Source organism: Amycolatopsis sp. NPDC050768 (assembly GCF_040654155.1).
Lineage (GTDB): Bacteria > Actinomycetota > Actinomycetes > Mycobacteriales > Pseudonocardiaceae > Amycolatopsis.
On record NZ_JBFAHL010000009.1, the window covers coordinates 69,212 to 89,658 of the forward strand.

Here is a 20,447-nt window from a genome sequence, read left to right on the forward strand (position 1 = left end):
GCACAGCGGTACCTCGAGAACGGCACCTGGCACGAGCGCACGTTCGCCCAGCTCCACGAAGACGTCGCCCGCTCCCACGAGTCCAAAGTGGACGATCCTCTGGTCATCACCCTGCCGGAAGAACCGCTCCCCGCCGCCATCGAGAACGAACTGCCGCGTTCTCCCTCGAAACCGGGATCAATCCGGACAAACACACCTGGCACGCCGACGAACGACTGCGCTCGGTCATCGCCCGTGACGTGGAGTCGGTGAACGCACGCTATTCTCCGCCCGAGCGAGTCCGGGACTTCGCGCTCGTACGCAAGCTGTTCTCCGTCGAGTCCGGTGAGCCGACCCCGGCCCTCGAGATCCGCAGGAACGTCGTCGCCGCGCTCTACCCCACCCCCTGAACCACCGGCAACGCCGCCGGTGACCGTGAGGAAGGACCCTTCTCCATGAGGAAACTGCGGACCAAAGCGGCTGTGCTGGCCGCCGTGGCGCTCGTGGCGGCCGCGTTCACCGCCGCGCCCGCGCAGGCGGCCGGCGGCAACAACGACCCGTCATGCCGCCCGAGCGCGGCGCACCCCCGGCCCGTGGTCTTCCTCCACGGCTTGGGCGCCACCTACTACGAGGACCTCAACTTCCTGCAGTCGGCCGTCGCGGCCAAGGGCTACTGCACCTTCAGCCAGACCTACGGCGCCTACCCGGGCTTCCCCGTAGTCGGCGGGCTGCGCCCGATCGCCGACTCGGCGGGCGAGATCAAGCAGTTCATCGGCCAGGTGCTCGCCGAGACCGGGGCGTCGCAAGTGGACATCGTGGGCCACTCCGAGGGCGGCTTCCAGTCCCTCTACGTCACGAAGACCCAGGGCATCGCGGACAAGATCGGCTCGGTCGTGTCCATCGCGCCGCCCACGCACGGGACCACGTTCGCCGGCCTCACCAAGCTCGCCTACCTGCTCGGGCAGGGCGAGCGCGACGCCGTCGGCAAGGCCCTGTCCACGCTCGGCTGCCCCGCCTGCGACGACCTGATCACCGACGGCGCCGCCGTGAAGAAGCTGACCACCGGTCCCATCGCACAGGCCGGCGTGAAGTACACCGTGATCACCTCGCGCTACGACGAGCTCGTGACCCCCACCGACACGTCGTTCGTGCGCGAGCCGGGTGTGGTGAACGAATACGTGCAGGACACGTGTCCGTTCGACCCGGTGGGCCACATCGGCGAGGCGTATGACCTCAACGTCTGGAACCTCGTCACGAACGCCCTCGACCCGGCCCACGCCACGAAGTTCTTCTGCACCGTCGGCTCCCCGGGCTGACCCGAGCCGGGGCCCCTCGGTTTCGAGGGGCCCCGTCCGCGGTCAGTACGCGACGGTGAAGCGCGCCCGGCTGTGGCGCGCCTCGTCGATCTCGTCCACGAACGCGATCGCGAAGTCGTCACCGCCGATCTGCGAACGGCCCTCCTCGTCGGACAGCAGCACGTCGCCACCCACACGGAACGACCCCGTGCGCTCGCCGGCGTTCCACGCGCCGAACTCCGCGGCCGGGCTCACGTAGAACCATTCGACGTCGCCGGGCAGCTCGCGCAGGGCGGCCAGAACCTCGGCGTGGCTGCTCGCCTCGGGCTTGTACGCGTCCGGGAAGTCCGGCGTGTCCAGCAGCCGCGGGCCACCCTCGGCCACGAGCAGCGAGGCCGCGCCGCCCACGAACGACAGCCGCGCACCGGCCGCGCGGGCCGCGTCGGCGAGCGTCGGCAACGCGTCGAGCAGCTTCTGCCCCTCGTCGTTCACCCGGCCCGGGGTCGCGATCACGATCACGTCGGCCCCCTTCGTCACGTCGGCGACGAACCCGGCGTCGTGCATCGAGCCCGTGCGGGCCTCGACCTCGGCGGGCAGGCCCTCGGCCTTGCGCGCCACCCCGACGACCGCATGCCCGCGCCGCAGCGCCTCGTCCGTGATCCGGCCACCGGCGTACCCCGTCGCGCCGAACACCACCAGCTTGCTCATCTTCCGCTCCTCCTGAGGACACCTCGACGACGTCGAGGGTACGAACGGAAGATCCACTACTTCAACGAAACCAACGCACCCCGCGGTAGGCGTGCAGGTCAGGCGCCGAGCAGGGCGAACGACTTCGCGAGCTCGGCCTTCACCGCGTTCGCGTCGAAGGGCACGTGCACCTCGCCGACGGCCGTCGGCTTCGCGAGCACCTGGTAGCTGGCGGTGCGGTTGGGCAGCGAGAACTTGACCGAGCACGACATCGTGATGGTCGCGTCGGCCGCCGCGTCACCCTGCGTGGTGCAGGTCTTCGAGCCGAGCGAATCGGCGCTGACGTCGATCGTGAGCGTCACGTGCACCACGGGCTTCGAGCCCGAGCTGTTGCCGACGACGCTGTTGGTCACGTCGACTGTGGCGGTGCACGAGCCGACGAAGTCCTTGCAGTCGAGGCGGTCGTTGGTGACCACCACGCTCGACTGCGCGAGCCCGTCGAACGGCTGTCCGAGCCCGCCGACCGTGTTGTCGAAGTCGGTGTGGAACTTCTTGAGCGCGTCGCCGGTCAGCGACTTCACCTGGAACCCGGTGCCGAGCTTCGGGCCGCCCAGCGGGTCGAGCAGCGCCGGCGCGAACGAGACCACGCGGAAGGGCTGCGCGGTGGTCACCTGCAGCGCGCCGAGGCCGCCGCCGAGCTGGTAGACCTCCGTGCCGTCCTCGAGCTTGCGCTTCACCGGGTCGGCCGTCTGGTTGAGACTCGACAACGATTTGACCAGCCCGGTCACGAGCTGGTCCGGGGCGAACCGCGCGCCGGGGTCCATCGGCAGCTCCGTACCGACGGTGTGCACCCAACCGGCACCGAACTGCGTGCTGTTTTCCTCGAGGCCGTGCGACTTCCAGTAGTCGGCGTCGGCGGAGAGGTAGAGATCGTCCCCGAGCTCGGTGACCTGCACCACGTGACCTTCGAACGGCAGCGCGCCGAACCCGTCACCATTGCGAGTGATGCGGAAACCGAGACCGATCGGCTTGCCCGACGCGTCCTTCACCGTGGTGTCGAGCTCCAGCGCGGGCGCCTTGCCCAGCGCGTCCAACGCGGCGTCCACGGCATCTCGCTGCTGCGCCAGCCGGTCGGCTATCTGCTGGTCAGCGGCGGAAACCCCCGCCGAACCCGTCACCGCGACCTGACAACCCGCCAGCACCCCACCCAGTAGTACGACCGCCGCGGCGATCCATCGAGCCCGCATTCTCGCCCCTCTTTTCCGCGGGGATCATCCCATGCCCGCGGCACGCGCCTGCACCACCGGAATCGAGTCGTCGCCCGCCGGCCGACCCAAGGTTTAGTCGTGCGGGGCCACCCACCGCAACCTCCTTGTCGAACGAGGGTTTACACTTCTCGAGTTGTCTCGGCGAGGCGGGAGCACCCTGTGGTGCCCAGCGTGATCGACGCGGCGGCTCGAGAAGCCCCGTGGAATGTGCACGCTTGGAAACTCGCCGCCGTATGCAGCCGATTTTGAACGCTGATTTGTGAACACCGCCCCGAGCAGAGATCGACGATCCCCGCCGCCACCTGCTGCACCGAATTGTGATTTGAAGGAGTGCTACACCGTGTCCGAGGTACGTCTTTCCGTCGAGCCGCGCACCGAGTTCGGCAAGGGCGCCGCGCGGCGCACCCGTCGCGCCGGCAAGATCCCCGCGGTCCTCTACGGGCACGGCTCGGACCCGCGGCACTTCGCGCTGCCGGCCCTCGAGTTCGCCCGCGTCGTCCGTGAGAACGGCAGCAACGCCGTGCTCACCCTCGACCTCGAGGGCTCCAGCGAGCTGGCGCTGACCAAGACCATCGTCGTGCACCCGCTGAAGAACTACATCGAGCACGTCGACCTGCTCGTGGTTCGCCGCGGCGAGAAGGTCACCGTCGACGTGCCGGTGGTCGTCACCGGCACCGCCGGCCCGGGTGGCCTGGTGAACCAGGACCTCGGCGTCGTGCAGATCGAGGTCGAGGCGCTGCACATCCCGGACCAGATCGAGGTCTCGGTCGAGGGTCTCGAGATCGGCACCCAGATCACCGCCGCGCAGCTCACGCTGCCGCAGGGCGCGAACCTGGTGACCGACGGCGAAGCGCTGGTCGTGGCCGTGAACGAGCCGCAGCGTGAAGAGACCGCCGGCGAAGAGGCCGTCACCGAAGGCGGCGAGGCTCCCGCCGGGGACGCCGAATAAACTCACTTCCGTGAGTGAAGACCTGCCTGGGGCCGGCGAGCTGATCGTGCTCGCCGGCCTCGGTAATCCCGGGCCCCAGTACGCCGGCAACCGCCACAACGTCGGCTTCATGGTGCTCGACGAGCTGGCCACCCGCATCGGGGGCAAGTTCAAGGCACACAAGAGCGGCGCCGAGGTGCTCGAGGGGCGGCTTTCGGGCCGTCGCGTGGTGCTGGTGAAGCCGCGTTCGTTCATGAACCTCTCCGGCGGGCCCGTGGTCGGCGCCGCGCGGTTCTTCAAGGTCGAGCCCTCGGGCGTCGTCGTGGTGCACGACGAGCTCGATGTGCCGTTCGGCGCGCTGAAGCTCAAGCTCGGCGGCGGCGACAACGGGCACAACGGCCTTCGTTCCATCACCAAGTCGCTCGGCACGCGTGAGTACTACCGCGTGCGCTTCGGCATCGGCCGCCCGCCGGGCCGCCAGGATCCCGCCGATTTCGTGCTGAAGGACTTCTCGACGGTCGAGCGGAAGGAGCTCCCGTTCGAGGTCTCCGTGGCCGCCGACGCCGCCGAGGCGCTCGTGGCCAAGGGGCTCACCACGGCCCAGAACGAGTTCCACGCAGGCTGATCAGCCGGTTGCTCTCTGTTAGTGATCATGAGTGGCGCTGCGTAGTTTTTCCTCACTCGATGGGCGGCTTATAGGGCCCTGATCGAGTCGTCCCGACGCGCTCGGGGTTCCCGGTGCCTCGGTGACCGGTTAGGACGGAATGCGGGAGTCCGCACACCGACCCTGAATCGGAGAATGTTTCATGTCGTTCACCGCCGAGGACCTCACCGAGGTCACCTTCGGTAACGCCCCGATCGGCCGCCGTGGCTATGCCAAACAGGAGGTCGACGAGTTCGTGCGGCGCATCGCGAAAACGATCGCCGAAGAGGACGACCTGACCGCGGCCGAAGTCCACCACGTCATGTTCAACAAGCCGCTCATCGGCAAGCGCGGCTACGACGAACGCGAAGTCGACCAGTTCCTGGACACCGTGGAGGAACAGCTGGCCGACCTGTCCGGCCGGCGCGCTCCCGCCGTGCCCGGCGCACGCGACGAACACGAGGCGACCGCCTCCCGGGCCCCGCGTCCGGAGGTGACGGAGAACGCCGAGTCCTTCCAGGACCGGTAGGTCTTTCCGGCCTTGACGACGTCGTTCCCCCGCGGCGCTTTCCCGGCCTGCGTTTGTCCTTCTTCCTGAAACAACCCCGCCCTCCGGACTTCCCAAGCCCCGAGAACACGGAACCGGCCCGCTCACTGTGGTGAGTGGGCCGGTTCCGTGTTCTGCCTACGTTGCCGGTCGAACCCGAGGTCAGTGGTCCGCGTTGTGCGCGATCTTGTCCGCGTACTGCACCGCAGTCGCCGCGCGCTTGACCTTGCCCGAGGGCGTCTTGGGCAGGCTGCCGGCCGGCAGGACCACCACGGCGAACGGGCGCATGTCCACGGCATCACGGACGCGGGCGGCGACCTGCTTCGACAACGCGCGTTCGGCGTCCGCGTCGCCGGCCAGCTTGGACTCCACGACGACGGCGAAGCGTTCGCGGCGGCTGCCCGCGTCGAGGCGGACGGCGACGGCGTTGCCGGCGCGCACGCCCTCGACCGACGTGGCCGCGCGTTCGATGTCGGTGGGGTACAGGTTGCGGCCGCCCATGATGATGACGTCCTTGCGGCGGCCGCAGATCACGATCTGGCCGTCGATGAGGTAACCGAGGTCGCCCGTCTTCATCCAGCCGTCGGCGTCCTGGGTGTCGAGGGGGCCGTCGACGGTGAGGTAGCCCGGGGTGACGGCCGGGCCGCGGAGGCGGATTTCGCCGACTTCGCGGTCGCCCAGCAGCGAACCGTCCGCGGAGACGATGCTCGCCTCCAGGCCGTCCAGCGGACGGCCCAGCACGGCGAAGGAGCGCACCGCGTCCGTGCCGCGCCGAGAGTCGCCCTCAGGGACCGGGACGGCGCGGTCGTCCGCCTCCAGGGCGTCGGCCTCGACGACGTCCAGGGTGAGACCCGTGAACAGCGGCGCGAAAGACACCGCCAGAGTCGCCTCGGCCATGCCGTACGCCGGGAACACGCACTCGGCCGGCATCTTGAAGCGTGCGCCCGCGTCGACGAAGGTCTGGACGGCCGTCTCGTCGATCGGCTCGGCGCCGTTGAGTGCGATGCGGAGCTTGGACAGGTCGTAGGCGTTGTCGTCCTCGACGCGGGCCATGCGGCGGCCCACGATGGCGTACGCGAAGTTCGGCGCGGCCGTGGTGGTGCCGTTGTACTTGGAGATCAGCTCGGGCCAGATCAGCGGGCCGGTCAGGAACTCGACAGGCGTGATCTTCACCAGCTCCACGCCGAAGGTCATCGGCACGGTCAGGAAGCCGACCATGCCCATGTCGTGGAACGTCGGGAGCCACGACACCATCACGTCGACGTCGAAGTCGAACTCCGCGCGGTCGACCATGGCCTTGACGTTGGTGTAGAGGTTGCCGTAGGTGATGCGCACGGCCTTGGGGTCGGCCGTCGAACCGCTGGTGAGCTGCAGCAACGCGGTGGCGCCCTCGTCGGTGGGCACGACCTCGGCCAGCGGCTCGGCCTCGGCCAGCTCCGTGATCAGGCGGTGCTGGATACCCTTCTCGGCCAGCACGGGCGCGAGCTGGTCGAACGGCTCGCCCAGCACCACCAGCCCGGCGCCGATCATCCCCAGCACCTTGACCGTGTCCTCGGCCCACTCGGCGAGGTCCGTGCGCGCCGTCGGCTGGTGCAGCATCGTCACGCTGCCGCCGGCCAGCCACACGGCCTGCACGGTGGGCGCGATGAGCACCGGCGCCGCGGCCAGCACGGCCACCGCGCTCCCGGGCTTCAACCCGCCCGCGACCAACCCACCGGCAATCTTCTTGGCCTGGTCGTGAACCTCGGCCCACGTCCGGCGAACCGGCTCCTTGGGCTCGCCCGTGACCATGCCGCGCTGCTGACCCCGCCCCGTCGCCGTCTCGACGAGCGTGTCCACGAACCGACTCATGCGCGACAGATTACTGTCTTGTTGTCAACGCTCGCCTGCGGCGGCGTGAACAGCGTCGATCAAGCCGTCATTCGAGCGCTTCGGACGTCTCCAGCCACGTCGCCTCGACGTCTTCCTTCTCCGCGTGCACGCTCTTCAGCTCCGTGTTCAACGCGATGAGCTTGTCCGGGTCCGTGGCCGCCTCGAGCAGTGCCGCGTGCAGCTTCTCCTCGCGTTTGGCCAGCTGGTCGAGCTTGCGCTCCAGCCGGCCGAGCTCCTTCTGCGCGGCCCGGATCTCCGCGTTGCTGCGCTTGGCCTCGGCCTTCTCCGGAGCTGCCGACGCCCCGCGCCCCGGCGTCGCCGCCTGCAGCTTCGTGCGGCGGTTGAGGTACTCCTCGATGCCGCCGGGCAGGTTCGTCACGTGGCCGTCGCCGAACAGGGCCACGGTCGTGTCGCAGACGCGCTCGACGAGGTAGCGGTCGTGCGAGACCACGACCATCGTGCCGGGCCAGCCGTCGAGCAGGTCTTCGAGCTGCTGCAGGGTGTCGATGTCCAGGTCGTTGGTGGGCTCGTCGAGCAGCAGCACGTTGGGCTCGGCCATCAGCAGCCGGCACAGCTGCAGCCGGCGCCGCTCGCCACCCGACAGGTCACCGACGGGCGTCCACTGCCGTTCGGCCGGGAAGCCGAGCTTCTCGCCCAGCTGCGACGCCGTCATCTCCTGCTTGCCGAATACCACGCGCCCCGCCACCTGCTCGATCGCCTGCAGCACGCGCAGGTCGGCCGGCAGGTCGTCGAGCTCCTGGCGCAGGTGCGCGAGCGCGACCGTCTTGCCCTCGACCCGCCGCCCCGTCTCGGGAGTGACGTCGCCGCCCAGCAGCTTGAGCAGCGACGTCTTGCCGGACCCGTTCACGCCGACGAGACCCACGCGGTCACCCGGCCCGATCCGCCACGTCACGTGGTCCAGCAGCGTCCGGTCGCCGACGCTGAACGACACGTCTTCCAGCTCCAGCACCGTCTTGCCGAGGCGGCGCTTGGCGAACGCCATCAGCTCCACGGAGTCGCGCAGCGGCGGCACGTCGGCGATCAGCGCCTCGGCGGCTTCCACGCGATAGCGCGGCTTCGACGAGCGCGCCTGCGGGCCGCGGCGCAGCCACGCCAGCTCCTTGCGCGCCAGGTTCTGCCGCTTCTCCTCGGCCGTCGCGGCCAGGCGCGCCCGCTCGGCGCGCGCGAAGATCCAGTCGGCGTAACCACCTTCGTACTGCTCGACGCGCCCTCCTGTGACCTCCCACGTGAGGCTCGCGATGGTGTCGAGGAACCACCGGTCGTGGGTCACGACCACCACGGCGATCCTGCGCGCCAGCAGGTGGTCGGCCAGCCAGCGGACACCTTCGACGTCCAGGTGGTTGGTGGGCTCGTCGAGCACCACGAGGTCGAGCTCGCCGGTCAGCGCCGCGGCCAGCGCGACGCGACGGCGTTCGCCACCGGAGAGGTTCGCGGTCGGGGTTTCGAGACCGATCGCCGTGATGCCGAGTCCGTCCACAATGGACCGGACGCGCGCGTCGGCGGCCCATTCGTGTTCCGCGCCATAGCGTTCGAGTACGACGTCGCCGACCGTGCTGCCCGAAGGCAGCTCGGTTCGCTGGGTGACGACGGCCATGCGCAGGTCACGAACATGGCTCACCCGGCCGGAATCCGGCTCGCTCAGACCCGCGAGCACCTCCAGCAGCGTGGTCTTGCCACCACCGTTGAGACCGACTACGCCGATGCGCTGTCCGGCGGCGACGCCGAGAGAAACGCTGTCCAGCAGCGGTTTCACCCCGTACGACTTGCTCACCGACTCCAGGTTGACCAGGTTGGCCATCCGATTCAGCCGATCCTTTCCACAATGGACAGATGTTCAGGCGTGCACACGCGGTGGCGTGCCACGGGGTGCGTCGTCGCCGCCGACCAGCCGGGCGCCAGGCACCGGGCCATGGGCGACGCGCACGGTTCGGCACACGCCGGCGCCGGACAGCTCGGCCGCCACCTCGACGGCGGCCTGCGCGTCGGCGCAGAGGAACGCGCACGTGGGCCCCGAGCCGGACACACACCCGGCCAGCGCACCCGCGTTCACGCCCGCGCGCAGCGTGCGGCGCAAGCCGGGACGCAGCGACACGGCGGCCGCCTGCAGGTCGTTGCCCAGCAGCAGCGCGAGCTGACGGGGGTCGCCCGACGCGAGGGCCTCGACGACCGGGGTGTGCGAGCCGATGCGCGGCGGGTTGCCTTCGGCGCGCAGGCGGTCGAGCTCGCCGAACACCTTCGGCGTCGACAGGCCTTCGGTGTCGAACGCGAGCACCCAGTGGAACGTGTGGCGCGACAGCACGGGCACGAGCTGCTCACCGCGGCCGGTGCCGAGCGCGGTGCCGCCGTAGAGTGCGAAAGGCACGTCGCTGCCGAGCTTGCCCGCGATGGCGGCCAGCTCGTCGCGCGTCACGTCGAGCTTCCACAGCGAGGCCAGGCCGACGAGCGTCGCCGCCGCGTCGGCGCTCCCGCCCGCCATACCGCCGGCGACGGGGATGCCCTTGCGCAGCACGATCCGCACCTTCAGGTCGTCTCCCTCGGCGCGGCCGGCGTAGGTGGAGAGCTCCTGGGCCGCGCGCCAGGCGAGGTTGGTGGCGTCGGTGGGCACCGACCCCTCCCCCTCGCCGAAGACCTCGAGCCCCGGGTCGTCGGTGGCCGCGACGGTCACCTCGTCCGTGAGCGACAACGCCTGGAAGACGGTGACCAAGTCGTGGTAGCCGTCCTCGCGCAGGTCACCGATGGCCAGGTGCAGGTTGACCTTGGCCGGGACCCGGACGGTGACTGGTGGTGGAACTACGGCGAGCACCCGTCAAGCCTACGTGGCCGGGCGCCTGGGCTCCCCACCAGGAGAAAACAGGCATCCTCAGGACGGCTGTCCCAACCTCTCGGACACGTCGACGCCAACCTTGGACCCCGGGACCCGCGCACCGCGCGAGGAAGGGCCCGTTGAAGGAATCGGAGTCCTTCAACGAGCCCTTCACGGCACCGACGGGGTCGGCTGGGGTCAGGCGGCGACGCTCTGCGCGGCCCGCACGGCCGGCGTCACGTGAGCGCCGCGGTCGGCAATCCACGCCAGCGCCGCGTCGGCTCGCTCGCCGCGGACACCGATGCGGAAACGAGCGATCGGGGTGTCACCGATGCGCGTGAGTCCGCCGCCGATGGTGGCGACCTCCACGTCGAAGCGACCGGCCGCCTCGGGCAGCAGGGCGCCGACGGACGCGAAGCCGATCAGCACGACGTCGGCGGACCGGTCGTACTTCGCGGCCTGCGCGCGGGCGGTCTCGATCACCGGCAGCACCGCCTGCGCGGTCCAGCTGCCCGGCGAGGCGATGAGGTCGAGCACGTGACCGCGTTCGACGACCGCGCCGTCTTCGAGCACCGCGACGTCGTCGCAGACGCGGCGGACGACGCCGGCGTCCGGAGTGGTCAGCAGCACGGTGGTGCCCAGCTCGGCGCGCGCCCGGTCGAGCACGGCCAGCACGGCGCCGGCCTCCTCGGGGGCGATGCCGGCGGTGGGGTCGTCGGCGAGCAGCACGGCCGGGCCGGCGGCGAGTGCCCTGGCCACGGCGACGCGGCGCAGCTGGCCGGGCGTGAGGTCGGCCGGCTTCTGCGCGGCACGGGCGGTGAGGCCCACGAGGTCGAGCAGGTTGCCGACGCGGGTCTTGCGCTGCGGCCCGTCGATGCCGAGCTGCTCCAGCGGGGTGGCGATGTTGCCGGCGACGGTGCGCTCGGCGAGCAGCTCCGGCTTGGTGCCGACGACACCCAGCTGGCGGCGGACCTCACGCAGCCGGCGGCCGTCGAGCGCACCGGTGTTGAGGCCGTCGAGCCGCACGACACCGCGGTCCGGGCGCTCCTGCAGCGCGATGCAGCGGGCGAGCGTGGACTTGCCGGAGCCGGCGGGGCCCACCACGCCGAAGAGGGAACCGGCCTGCACGTCGACGCTCACATCACGCAGCGCGGCGACCGGATTTCCGTTGAGGGGAAAGGACTTGGACACGTTTTCGACAGTGATCACGAAGAGAGCTCCAGGCATGAGGCGCAGCACCGTTTCCGGGCGCGCCGGGCGTCACCGAATTACCGTCCTTTTCGGACGGTGCGCAGAATTGCGGAAGAAAGGATCAGGCGATGACTGTGGAGCGTCGACACGCACATACCGTGCGGCGACCTTCATCGACGACGCGCCGCCGGGTCAACAGGAGCGGGCGGGCTACCCTCTGCATCGGAAACAGCCTCCATCGGTCCTGGCTGTAGCACCTGCCCCATGGGGGGTGGTTGCTGCGACTTCGGCGAGCCAGGTCTCTCAGTCGCTCGGGATGGACGTTTCTGAGTAAAGCCGATCCCATTGGGTGAACGCAAGCGCGTTGGTGCAGATCACACGAGTGGTGGTGCCCGGATACCGGGACACCCGCAGCCACATCGTGGACCCCGAAAGCTCCGGCACCGAATTTCTTCCGCGCGGCGAATCCGACGCCTATTCCACTGTGGACGCTGCCGATCCCTGGTGGAGCTGCGATTCCGGCACGGGAATCGCGGGGCAGCTCGCACGTGGGTAAATGACGGTTCGGCGAGGTAGTTCGCCACGGCGAGACACTTCGTCTTCCCGGCCGGACGTCCACTCCCGTCCACGAGTCGAATCCGGACGTCCGTCACGCCCGTTTGTGATACGTGCGTATCGGATACAGTCGTACCACTACAGCGGAGGAGGACCGTGGCGCACCGGGTCGACCACGAGCAGCGCCGGCGCGAGATCGCCGGGGCGGTGTGGCGCATCGCGGCCGAACGCGGGCTCGACTCCGTGAGCATGCGCGAGGTGGCCGCCGAGGCAGGCGTGTCACTGCGGCTGGTGCAGTACTACTTCGAAACGAAGCACAACCTGCTCGTGTTGTCCCTGCGTTACCTCCATGAACGCGGCGAGCAGCGCACGCAGGCCCGCATCGCGGCACAGCTCGACCAGAGCGTGCGCGGCGTGGTCCGGACTCTGCTCACGGAGCTGCTCCCGCTGGACGCCGAGCGCGAACTGTCGCTACGCGTCCACCGCGCCTACTTCAGCCGCACCCACAGCGACCCGGCGCTGGCGAAGGTGTTCCTGCACGCCGAGACGCCGATCGAAGACCTGCTCACCAGCCTGTTGCGCCGCGTGGCGCTCCCGCCTGGCGTCCAGCCGCGGCACGAGGCCAACCTGCTGGTCGCGGGCTTCACCGGCCTGGGCCTCGACGTCCTGCACGGCCGCTTCACCCCGCCCGAAGTCCTCGCGACGCTGGACTACCACCTGCGCCGGATCTTTCAGGCTTGAGCCGCGAGCCGGACGAAGTCGTGCACGTCGAGCTGCTCGCCGCGCGTCTTCGGGTCGATTCCGGCCGCCACGAGGAGCTCGCCGGCGCGATCGGCCGAACCGGCCCAGCCGGCGAGGGCCGCGCGCAGCGTCTTGCGGCGTTGGGAGAACGCGGCGTCCACGACCGCGAACAGGCGTTGCCGCTCGACGCCCTCCATCGGAGTGCCGCGTTCGAAAGCCACGAGGGACGAGTCGACGTTCGGCACCGGCCAGAACACCGACCGCGGCACGGCGCCGACCTTGCGCGCCGGCCCGTACCAAGCGAGCTTCACGCTGGGCACGCCGTAGATGCGGCTGCCGGGACCGGCGGCCATGCGGTCGGCGACCTCCGTCTGCACCATCACCATCCCGCGCTGCAGCGAGGGAAGCTCGGCCAGCAGGTGCAGCACGACGGGGACCGCGACGTTGTACGGGAGGTTCGCGACCAGCGACACGGGTTCGGCCGGCAGATCAGCCGCGCTGATCCGCAACGCGTCGGCGCCGACCACGCTCAGCTGATCCGCGACGGAAGAAGCGCGTTCGGCGGCAGTGCGCGGAAGCCGCGCCGCCAGCTTCGGATCGATCTCGACGGCCACCACGCGGGCCCCGGCGTCGAGCAGGCCCAGCGTCAGCGACCCCAGCCCGGGTCCGACCTCGAGGACGACGTCGCCCGGCTGAACTCCGGCCAACTCGACGATGCGGCGAACCGTGTTGGGGTCGTGCACGAAGTTCTGGCCGAGCTTCTTCGTCGGCCGGACGTCGAGCTCGTCCGCCAGCCCGCGGATCTCGGCAGGCCCCAGCAGTTCAACCACCGGGGAAGCCTACCGAGCCTCGGGAACCGCCGAACTCAGGCCCGCTTGCCGCAGACCGGCCAGGCGCTGTAGCCACCGCGGGCGTCGCGGACCTTCTCGGCGATCGAGATCTGCTGGGCGCGCGAAGCCTGGTTCGGGTAGGACGCGTACGCGTCGCCGCCGTAGGCGTCCCAGGTGCGCTTGTCGAACTGGAGGCCGCCGTAGTAGCCGTTGCCGGTGTTGATGGACCAGTTGCCGCCGGCCTCGCACGCCGCGATGCGATCCCAGGCGGAACCGTCGCCGATCGCCGGGTCGGCGGGCTTCATCGAACCGACCTTGAGGATCTTCGGCTTGGCCTCGAGGAGGACCTTGACCGAGACCTGCTCGCGGGAGATCTCTTCGCCGTTCTTCTTGGTGACCTTGTAGGTCACCATCTTCTGGCCCGCGGTGCCCGGGTCCTCAACGGTGGTCTTGCCCAGCTCGAGCGTCGGGTCGTCGACCTTCTGCACGTCGGGGTCGATGGTCTCCTGCTGGTTGACCATCGAGACGCCCATGCGGCTGACGTGGACCTCGGCGCCGTCCTTGAGCGAGACGTTCAGGCCACCCTCGACCGCGTCATCCGGGCCGAGGCTCATCTTGAAGTCGGAGAGGAGCTCCTTGGTGGTCACCGCGTTGGTGGTGACCTGGCGCGGCGCGTTGGTGCCGTCGAAGAGCGTGACGTGCTTGAGGGTCTTGACCTGCACGGTCGAGCCCTCGAGCGGCAGCTCGCCGGTGCCCGGCATCGACGTCCAGGCGCCCTTGCCCATCATGTCGGCCATGCCGAGCTGGGTCATGGCCTCGCCGAGCGTGGTCGCGCGCACCCAGGACGGGCGGGACACACCGTCGACGACGAGGTTCAGCTGACGACCGCGCTCGAGCTTGATGACGCCGCCGTCACCGACCTCGGCCTGCGGCGAGGGCGAAAGCGAGTCGTGGGCGCCGACCGAAAGGCCGGCGTCTTCCAGGACCTCGCCGACGGTGTCGCCGTAGCTGTGGACGGTGACCTCGTGGCCGTCGACGTCGACGGTCACGCTCTTGTTCATCGCCAGCGCCGCGGCACCGCCGCCGCCGACGGCGATCAGGACCGACAGCACCGCACCCTTGAGGAAGCGGCGCTTCCAGACGCGGGTGGCCTCACGCAGGCCGTCCTCGACGGCGGCCTTCTTGGCCTCCGGAGAAGCGGTGCGGTCCTCGGCGAGCTCGTCCGGGAGGGCGAGCGGCGGGAGCATCGTGGTCTCGGCGTTGATCAGGCGGATCAGCTCGTCGACGTCGACGTCGATCTCGGCCATCATCGCGTCGGCGTCGGGCCCGAGGGCCGCGAGCACGTCCTGTTGGGTCACGTACAGCTCGTCGGAGAATCCAAGCTCTCCATAGGCGGTGTCGTCGAGCTCTCGCTCGAGCACGGCCACCGAACCGGCGGAAGAGAATAGGGTCTGCGCAGCACCACGGTTCTCGGTGCTATGGCGCGAGGCACCCTGCCTGCTACCAGTCACTGGGTCGTTCCCTTTCCCAGGACAGGACGTGTCACCACGACCTGTTCCTTCGTCGCGACGCGCCATTCGGCGCGCCTCTCAAGTCCGACACCCCCAGTCAGCGCCATCGTCACGGTCCCGAGTCGTACCAACCTCGGTGCCGCTTCCCCGACGTGCACTGACGTGACTGTGGGCGTATCAGCCAGATCCGCGTCTGCGGTTCCGACCGGCACGATCACGGGACAGTAACGGAGGTCGCCGGGTTGCGCAAACACCCCCCGGAGTGTCGTGACCTGTGTCACTCGTCAGTGTGGGCTAGTGCGTTCCCCGAACGTCGCAATCCGTTCAACCCGTTGTGACACTGGGCAATTGGTAGACGCGTTCGGCAGTGGTCCGGACCGCTTGGGCCACTTCGTGGACCGCTTCGCCCCTCAGCGCCGCGAGGTGCCGGATGGTATATGCGGTGCAGTAGGGCTCGTTCGGGCGCCCACGGAACGGGTGGGGGGTCAGGAACGGCGCGTCGGTCTCGGCGAGGTACTGCCCCGTCGGCGCGAGCCGGGCGGCCTCGTGGAGCCCGCGGGCGTTCTTGAAGGTGACGGTGCCGGCGAACGAGAGCACGTAGCCCTTGTCGAGGCAGCGACGCGCGATGTGCTCGTCGCCGGAGAAGCAGTGGAAGACGACGGTGTCCGGTGCGCCCTCTTCGTCCAGGATGCGCAGCACGTCCTCGTGGGCGTCGCGGTCGTGGATCATCAGCGTCTTGCCGAGGCGCTTGGCGAGGTCGATGTGCCAGCGGAACGCGTCCTGCTGGGCGTCGTGCGGCGAGTAGTCCCAGTAGTAGTCGAGGCCGGTCTCGCCGACGGCGACCACGCGCTCGGCCGACGCCAGACGCTCCACTTCGGACTTGTCGGCGTCGGAGAACTCCTTGGTACGCGTGGGATGGATTGCCACGGCGGCGAACACACGCTCGTCCCACGTGGACGCGTCGACGGCCCAGCGCGCCGAGGCGAGGTCGTCGGCGACCGTGACGACGCGGGCCACGCCGGCACGTTCGGCGCGGTCGACCATGGCCGTCACGTCGGCGGCGGTCACCGCTCCGCAGGCGTCGAGGTGGGTGTGGGCATCCACGACCGCGGCGGGCAGGCGGTCGGGAATCGGCGGCAGTTCGCGCTTGTCTTCACCCATGCCGTGAATCTACTGCGCGGCGAAGCCGCTCCGTTGAGGGCGGTGGAGGGGAGGAAGGCGGAGTAGACGGCATGACGAAGGGCGCCCCGCGTGAGTCCTCGAGGCGCCCTTCACAGCGTCGACAGTGCTACTTGACGATCGGGGCCCAGTCGGGGCCGTCTTCACCGAGCTTCGGGTCGAGCTTGGTGAACAGCGGCGTCGGCTTCTGCAGGGGACGGCCGACCTCGATCGGCCGCGACTCCCACTTGGCCTGCTCGCCCGCGTAGTCACCGGTGAGGATCGGGTTGATCCGGCCCGGGATGTCGAGGTCCTCGACCTCCTGCAGCTGCGGCTGCGCGGCCCACACGCCCGTGCCGCCGAGCGCCTCGTGCACCTTCTGCGCCGAGTGCGGCAGGAACGGCGTGAGCAGCGTGTTCGCGTCGCTGACCACCTGCAGCGCGGTGTGCAGCACGCTGTCGCGGCGCGCGGGATCGTCCTTGAGCTTCCACGGCTCCTGGTCCGACAGGTACCGGTTGGCGGCCGTGACCACGCGCATCGCCTCCGACGCCGCCGCCTTGAAGCGCGAGCGGCCCAGGTGGGCGCCGGCGACGTCGAACGCCTTGCGCGACAGCGCCTTCAGCTCCTCGTCGGCCGCCGTGGGGGCGTCGGGGCGCGGGATGGCGCCGACGTTCTTGTGCGCCATCGAGATCGAGCGGTTCACGAGGTTGCCCCACTCGTTGGCCAGCTCGAAGTTGGTGCGGCGGACGAACTCGTCCCACGTGAAGTCGGTGTCCTGCGTCTCCGGGCCCGCCACGGAGATGAAGTAGCGCAGCGCGTCGGGGCCGAACTCGCGCAGGAAGTCGTGCACGTAGATGACCGTGCCGCGCGAGGTGGAGAACTTCGAGCCGCTCATGGTGAGGAACTCGCTGGACACGATCTCGTCCGGCAGGTGCAGCTTGCCGTACTTGCCCGCCTGGCCGCCGTGGTCGCCCTCGCCGTTGTGGCCGAGCAGCAGCGCCGGCCAGATCTGGGCGTGGAAGGTGATGTTGTCCTTGCCCATGAAGTAATAGGAGCGCGCGTCGGCGTTGTTCCACCACTCCTGCCACGCGTCGGGGTTGCCGGTGCGCCGCGCCCACTCGACGCTGGCGGAGAAGTAGCCGATCACGGCGTCGAACCACACGTAGAAGCGCTTCATCGACTGGTCGCGCCAGCCGTCGAGCGGGATCTTCACGCCCCAGTCGAGGTCGCGCGTGATCGGGCGCGGCCGCATGTCGTCGATGAGGTTCTTGGTGAAGTTGAGGACGTTCGGACGCCAGTCGTTCTTCGTCGACAGCCAGTCGCCGAGTGTCTTGGTGAACGCCGGCAGGTCGAGGAAGTAGTGCTCGGTCTCGACGAACTTCGGCGTCTCGCCGTTGATGCGCGAGTGCGGGTTGATGAGCTCGGCGGCGTCGAGCTGGTTGCCGCAGTTGTCGCACTGGTCGCCGCGCGCGAACTCGTAGCCGCAGATCGGGCAGGTGCCCTCGACGTAGCGGTCGGGCAGCGTGCGCCCGGTCGACGGGCTGATCGCGCCGCGAGTGGTCTTGGGGACCACGTACCCGTTGCGGTTGAGCGCGAGGAAGATCTGCTGCGTGACCTCGGCGTGGTTGCCGGTGGACGTGCGCGTGAACAGGTCGTAGGAAAGCCCGAGGCCGCGCAGGTCCTCGTCGATCTGACGGGTGTACTTGTCGGCGGTCTGCTGCGGGGTGAGGCCCTCGTTGTCGGCCTGGACGGTGATCGGAGTGCCGTGTTCGTCGGTCCCGGACACCATGAGCACCCGGTTGCCGGCCATTCGCTGGTAGCGGGAGAAGACGTCGGACGGGACGCCGAATCCGGATACGTGGCCGATGTGGCGGGGGCCGTTGGCGTAGGGCCAGGCCACCGCTGTCAACACAGAGGTGCTCATACCTGTTTAGCCTACGGAAACCGTCCAAGGCGTTTGTGGGCGGTACGCGAAGGGAGAAGCGGTGTCGGCGACGCGTCTGCTCGTGCTCGGGGTCGTGCGCATGTTCGGCCGGGCGCACGGCTACCAGGTGCGCCGGGAGCTGCTCACGTGGTCGGCGGAGAAATGGGCGAACGTCCAGCCGGGTTCGATCTACCACGCGCTGAAGAAGATGGCGGCCGAGAACCTGCTGGAGAAAGTGGACGTCGAGCCGGGCGACTCGGGGCCCGACCGCGTCGCCTACCGGCTCACCGACGACGGCGAGCAGGAGTTCCAGCTGCTGCTGACCCGGGCGTTGTCCGATCCCGAGGTGGGTCATCCGGAGATGTCGGCGGGCATCGGGCTCATGCCCGCGCTGCCCCGCCAGCACGCGATCAGCCTGCTGCGGCAGCGGCTCGTGCACCTCGAAGGTGAGGAACGACGGGCGCGGCTGATGCTCGACGACCAGGCCGACTGGGGCCAGCCGGCGCACGTCGTGGAGCTGTTCCGGCTGTGGGCGGGCATCTCGGGGGCGAGCCACACGTGGCTGGAGAACCTGATCGAGCGCCTGGAGAAGGGCGAGTACGTGATGGCCGACGACGACGAACCGTTGTTCCGCAAGCCGTCGGAGTAATCAAGTTTGACTAGCGTTCGCGACTCCGGCACTGTGTGCTCGTCGATTAGTCAACTTTGACTAGTTGATCTCTGGGAGGAGAGGGGTTCTTCATGATCACGGCACGCGGCCTCGAGCGGCGGTTCCGCCGCAAGGGCCGGGGCGGGGGTGAAGTCCACGCCGTCAAGGGGGTCGACCTCGACGTGGAGGCCGGCGAGCTGGTGGGGTTCCTCGGCCCGAACGGGGCGGGCAAGACGACGACCCTGCGCATGCTCACCACGCTGCTGAAACCGTCGGCCGGGACGGCGACCGTCGGCGGGCACGACCTGCTCGCAGATCCGCTGGGGGTCAGGCGCAACATCGGCTACGTCGCGCAGGGCGGGGGCGCGTCGCCGGAGGTGCGCGTCGCCGAGGAGATCGAGCTGCAGGGCCGGCTCTACGGCATGTCGAAGGCCGACGCGATCGCGCGCGGCGCGGTGCTGAGCGAGCAGCTCGACCTCGCGGGGCTGGACCAGCGGCTCACGAAGACGCTGTCCGGGGGTCAGCGGCGCCGGCTCGACATCGTGCTCGGGCTCGTACACAACCCTGGCCTCGTGTTCCTCGACGAGCCCTCGACCGGGCTCGACCCGCAGAGCCGCGCGAACCTGTGGGACCACATCCGCCGGCTCCGCGCGGAGCACGGCGTGACGATCTTCCTGACCACGCACTACCTCGACGAGGCCGACGCTTTGGCCGACCGGCTGATCGTGATCGACGACGGCCGGATCGTCGCCGAGGGCACGCCCGATTCGCTGAAGTCCCGGGTTTCGGGCGACGGCGTGGTCATCGGCGTCGACCCTGCCGTGACGACGGAGGCCGCCGACGTCGCCCGGCAGCTGGCGGGCGCGCACGAGTTCGACGTGGCGGACGGGCTGATCCGCTTCCGCGTGCCGCGCGGCGACACGGCCATGCCGGAGCTGCTGCGCGCGCTCGACGCGAAGGGCATCGTGATGGAGTCCATGCAGGTCACGCGCCCGACACTCGACGACGTATTCCTCACGCTGACCGGCCGCACCCTGCGCGACGCCGAGCAGCCGAGTTCCCCGGAGGTGTCCGGTGTTGCTTGACACGTGGCTGATCTTCCGCCGCGACATGACCGCGGCGCTGCGCAATCCCGCGTGGCTGCTGATCGGGATCATGCAGCCGCTGCTGTACCTGTTCTTCTTCGGGCCGTTGCTCGTGAAGACGCTCAACGCGCAGGGGATATCCGACGTCGACGGCTGGATGGTGCTCACGCCCGCGCTCATCGCGCAGCTGGCGCTGTTCGGCAGCTCGTTCGTCGGGTTCTCACTGCTGGCCGACTACCGCTCCGGCGTGGTCGAGCGGCTGCGCGTCACCCCGGTGAGCCGCGCGGCGCTGCTGCTCGGGAAGGTGCTGGCCAACGCGTTGCAGGCGGTGGTGCAGTCGGTGCTGATCATCGTGCTCGCGTACCTGGTGTTCGACCTCGACGCGCCGGCGGGCGGGGTGCTGCTGAGCCTGCTGATCGTGTTCCTGCTGGCGCTGACGCTGGCTTCGTGCTCATACGCGCTGGCGCTCACGTTGAAGAGCGAGGAGTCGTTCCCCGCGCTGCTCAACGCGGTGCTCATGCCGCTGCTCCTGCTGTCCGGGATCCTCATCCCGATCACGGCGGGGCTGGCGCCGAAGTGGCTGTACACGATTTCGCAGATCAACCCGTTCCGGCATGTGGTGGACGTGGAGCGCAACAGCTTCCGCGGCGACTACTCCATGGACGCGCTGTTCACCGGCAGCGTGGTGGTGCTCGTGATGGCCGTGCTCGCGATCTGGTGGGGCACGCGCACGTTCCAGCGGGAAAACGCCTGATCAAAG

General features: G+C 69.5%; 19 protein-coding genes and 1 riboswitch. Of the genes, 9 read left to right on the forward strand and 10 right to left on the reverse strand.

Going from position 1 to position 20,447, the window contains the following annotated elements:
- Positions 1–248: 248 nt before the first annotated feature.
- Positions 249–389, forward strand: a complete 141-nt coding sequence (locus AB0H62_RS25975; protein WP_360588711.1) for a hypothetical protein — start codon at positions 249–251, stop codon at positions 387–389.
- A gap of 45 nt (positions 390–434) precedes the next feature.
- On the forward strand, positions 435–1,295 hold the full coding sequence (locus tag AB0H62_RS25980; RefSeq protein WP_360588713.1) for an alpha/beta fold hydrolase: 861 nt from the start codon (positions 435–437) through the stop codon (positions 1,293–1,295).
- 42 nt (positions 1,296–1,337) lie between these two features.
- On the opposite strand, the gene AB0H62_RS25985 is transcribed toward AB0H62_RS25980, so the two are convergent.
- Together AB0H62_RS25985 and AB0H62_RS25990 are read right to left on the reverse strand one after the other, a co-directional pair.
- Entirely contained in the window at positions 1,338–1,982 is a 645-nt protein-coding gene (locus AB0H62_RS25985) for an NAD(P)H-binding protein (RefSeq protein ID WP_360588715.1), read from the reverse strand.
- Positions 1,983–2,080: 98 nt separating this feature from the next.
- The gene (locus AB0H62_RS25990) at positions 2,081–3,208 is read right to left on the reverse strand and encodes a hypothetical protein (RefSeq protein WP_360588717.1); all 1,128 of its coding nucleotides are present in this window, start codon (positions 3,206–3,208) and stop codon (positions 2,081–2,083) included.
- A 361-nt stretch (positions 3,209–3,569) separates the two neighbouring features.
- Between AB0H62_RS25990 and AB0H62_RS25995 the strand changes: the two genes are divergently transcribed.
- The 3 genes from AB0H62_RS25995 to AB0H62_RS26005 all read left to right on the forward strand — a co-directional run bounded on the left by AB0H62_RS25995 (position 3,570) and on the right by AB0H62_RS26005 (position 5,329).
- Positions 3,570–4,178 carry a 50S ribosomal protein L25/general stress protein Ctc gene (locus AB0H62_RS25995; protein ID WP_360588719.1) on the forward strand — a complete coding sequence of 203 codons (609 nt, stop codon included), beginning with the start codon at positions 3,570–3,572 and terminating at the stop codon, positions 4,176–4,178.
- Between the two features lie 10 nt (positions 4,179–4,188).
- Positions 4,189–4,782: an aminoacyl-tRNA hydrolase gene (pth, locus tag AB0H62_RS26000; RefSeq protein WP_220244317.1), complete on the forward strand. Its 594-nt coding sequence runs from the start codon at positions 4,189–4,191 to the stop codon at positions 4,780–4,782.
- A gap of 181 nt (positions 4,783–4,963) precedes the next feature.
- Positions 4,964–5,329 (forward strand): DivIVA domain-containing protein, encoded by a 366-nt coding sequence (locus AB0H62_RS26005; protein WP_220244318.1) that lies wholly within the window; start codon positions 4,964–4,966, stop codon positions 5,327–5,329.
- A gap of 180 nt (positions 5,330–5,509) precedes the next feature.
- Here the strand turns inward: AB0H62_RS26005 and AB0H62_RS26010 are convergent, their stop codons facing one another.
- The 4 genes from AB0H62_RS26010 to AB0H62_RS26025 all read right to left on the reverse strand — a co-directional run bounded on the left by AB0H62_RS26010 (position 5,510) and on the right by AB0H62_RS26025 (position 11,252).
- Entirely contained in the window at positions 5,510–7,198 is a 1,689-nt protein-coding gene (locus AB0H62_RS26010; protein WP_360588722.1) for a fatty acyl-AMP ligase, read from the reverse strand.
- A gap of 67 nt (positions 7,199–7,265) precedes the next feature.
- The gene (locus AB0H62_RS26015; protein ID WP_360588724.1) at positions 7,266–9,038 is read right to left on the reverse strand and encodes an ABC-F family ATP-binding cassette domain-containing protein; all 1,773 of its coding nucleotides are present in this window, start codon (positions 9,036–9,038) and stop codon (positions 7,266–7,268) included.
- A 36-nt stretch (positions 9,039–9,074) separates the two neighbouring features.
- A complete protein-coding gene (locus AB0H62_RS26020) occupies positions 9,075–10,043 on the reverse strand; it encodes a 4-(cytidine 5'-diphospho)-2-C-methyl-D-erythritol kinase (RefSeq protein ID WP_360588726.1) in 969 nt (322 codons plus the stop codon).
- Positions 10,044–10,241: 198 nt separating this feature from the next.
- Positions 10,242–11,252 carry an ATP-binding cassette domain-containing protein gene (locus tag AB0H62_RS26025; RefSeq protein ID WP_360588728.1) on the reverse strand — a complete coding sequence of 337 codons (1,011 nt, stop codon included), beginning with the start codon at positions 11,250–11,252 and terminating at the stop codon, positions 10,242–10,244.
- A gap of 214 nt (positions 11,253–11,466) precedes the next feature.
- Positions 11,467–11,557, reverse strand: a riboswitch (SAM riboswitch).
- A gap of 388 nt (positions 11,558–11,945) precedes the next feature.
- Between AB0H62_RS26025 and AB0H62_RS26030 the strand changes: the two genes are divergently transcribed.
- A complete protein-coding gene (locus AB0H62_RS26030; RefSeq protein ID WP_220244323.1) occupies positions 11,946–12,530 on the forward strand; it encodes a TetR/AcrR family transcriptional regulator in 585 nt (194 codons plus the stop codon).
- Here AB0H62_RS26030 and rsmA read toward each other — a convergent pair.
- From rsmA to metG, 4 genes are all read right to left on the reverse strand, one after another.
- Positions 12,521–13,360, reverse strand: a complete 840-nt coding sequence (gene rsmA / locus AB0H62_RS26035) for a 16S rRNA (adenine(1518)-N(6)/adenine(1519)-N(6))-dimethyltransferase RsmA (RefSeq protein WP_220244324.1) — start codon at positions 13,358–13,360, stop codon at positions 12,521–12,523. The two genes, AB0H62_RS26030 and rsmA, sit on opposite strands and share 10 nt — an antisense overlap.
- Positions 13,361–13,395: 35 nt before the next feature.
- A complete protein-coding gene (locus AB0H62_RS26040; protein WP_220247135.1) occupies positions 13,396–14,781 on the reverse strand; it encodes a resuscitation-promoting factor in 1,386 nt (461 codons plus the stop codon).
- A gap of 414 nt (positions 14,782–15,195) precedes the next feature.
- Positions 15,196–16,032 carry a TatD family hydrolase gene (locus AB0H62_RS26045; protein ID WP_360588731.1) on the reverse strand — a complete coding sequence of 279 codons (837 nt, stop codon included), beginning with the start codon at positions 16,030–16,032 and terminating at the stop codon, positions 15,196–15,198.
- Positions 16,033–16,159: 127 nt separating this feature from the next.
- Positions 16,160–17,953, reverse strand: a complete 1,794-nt coding sequence (gene metG, locus AB0H62_RS26050) for a methionine--tRNA ligase (RefSeq protein ID WP_360588733.1) — start codon at positions 17,951–17,953, stop codon at positions 16,160–16,162.
- 61 nt (positions 17,954–18,014) lie between these two features.
- On the opposite strand from metG, the gene AB0H62_RS26055 reads away from it, so the two are divergent.
- From AB0H62_RS26055 to AB0H62_RS26065, 3 genes are all read left to right on the forward strand, one after another.
- Entirely contained in the window at positions 18,015–18,602 is a 588-nt protein-coding gene (locus tag AB0H62_RS26055) for a helix-turn-helix transcriptional regulator (protein ID WP_220244327.1), read from the forward strand.
- Positions 18,603–18,694: 92 nt separating this feature from the next.
- Positions 18,695–19,687: an ATP-binding cassette domain-containing protein gene (locus tag AB0H62_RS26060; RefSeq protein ID WP_220244328.1), complete on the forward strand. Its 993-nt coding sequence runs from the start codon at positions 18,695–18,697 to the stop codon at positions 19,685–19,687.
- Positions 19,677–20,441, forward strand: coding sequence for an ABC transporter permease (locus tag AB0H62_RS26065; RefSeq protein ID WP_220244329.1), 765 nt, complete (start codon positions 19,677–19,679; stop codon positions 20,439–20,441). The genes AB0H62_RS26060 and AB0H62_RS26065 overlap by 11 nt, the downstream gene beginning before the upstream one ends.
- Positions 20,442–20,447: the final 6 nt, after the last annotated feature.

Coding starts and splice junctions, on each gene's coding strand:
- AB0H62_RS25980 (WP_360588713.1), top strand. CDS start 435: ATGAGGAAACTGCGGACCAAAGCGGCTGTGCTGGCCGCCGTGGCGCTC.
- AB0H62_RS25985 (WP_360588715.1), bottom strand. CDS start 1,982: ATGAGCAAGCTGGTGGTGTTCGGCGCGACGGGGTACGCCGGTGGCCGG.
- AB0H62_RS25990 (WP_360588717.1), bottom strand. CDS start 3,208: ATGCGGGCTCGATGGATCGCCGCGGCGGTCGTACTACTGGGTGGGGTG.
- AB0H62_RS26005 (WP_220244318.1), top strand. CDS start 4,964: ATGTCGTTCACCGCCGAGGACCTCACCGAGGTCACCTTCGGTAACGCC.
- AB0H62_RS26010 (WP_360588722.1), bottom strand. CDS start 7,198: ATGAGTCGGTTCGTGGACACGCTCGTCGAGACGGCGACGGGGCGGGGT.
- AB0H62_RS26015 (WP_360588724.1), bottom strand. CDS start 9,038: ATGGCCAACCTGGTCAACCTGGAGTCGGTGAGCAAGTCGTACGGGGTG.
- AB0H62_RS26045 (WP_360588731.1), bottom strand. CDS start 16,032: ATGGGTGAAGACAAGCGCGAACTGCCGCCGATTCCCGACCGCCTGCCC.
- metG (WP_360588733.1), bottom strand. CDS start 17,953: ATGAGCACCTCTGTGTTGACAGCGGTGGCCTGGCCCTACGCCAACGGC.
- AB0H62_RS26060 (WP_220244328.1), top strand. CDS start 18,695: ATGATCACGGCACGCGGCCTCGAGCGGCGGTTCCGCCGCAAGGGCCGG.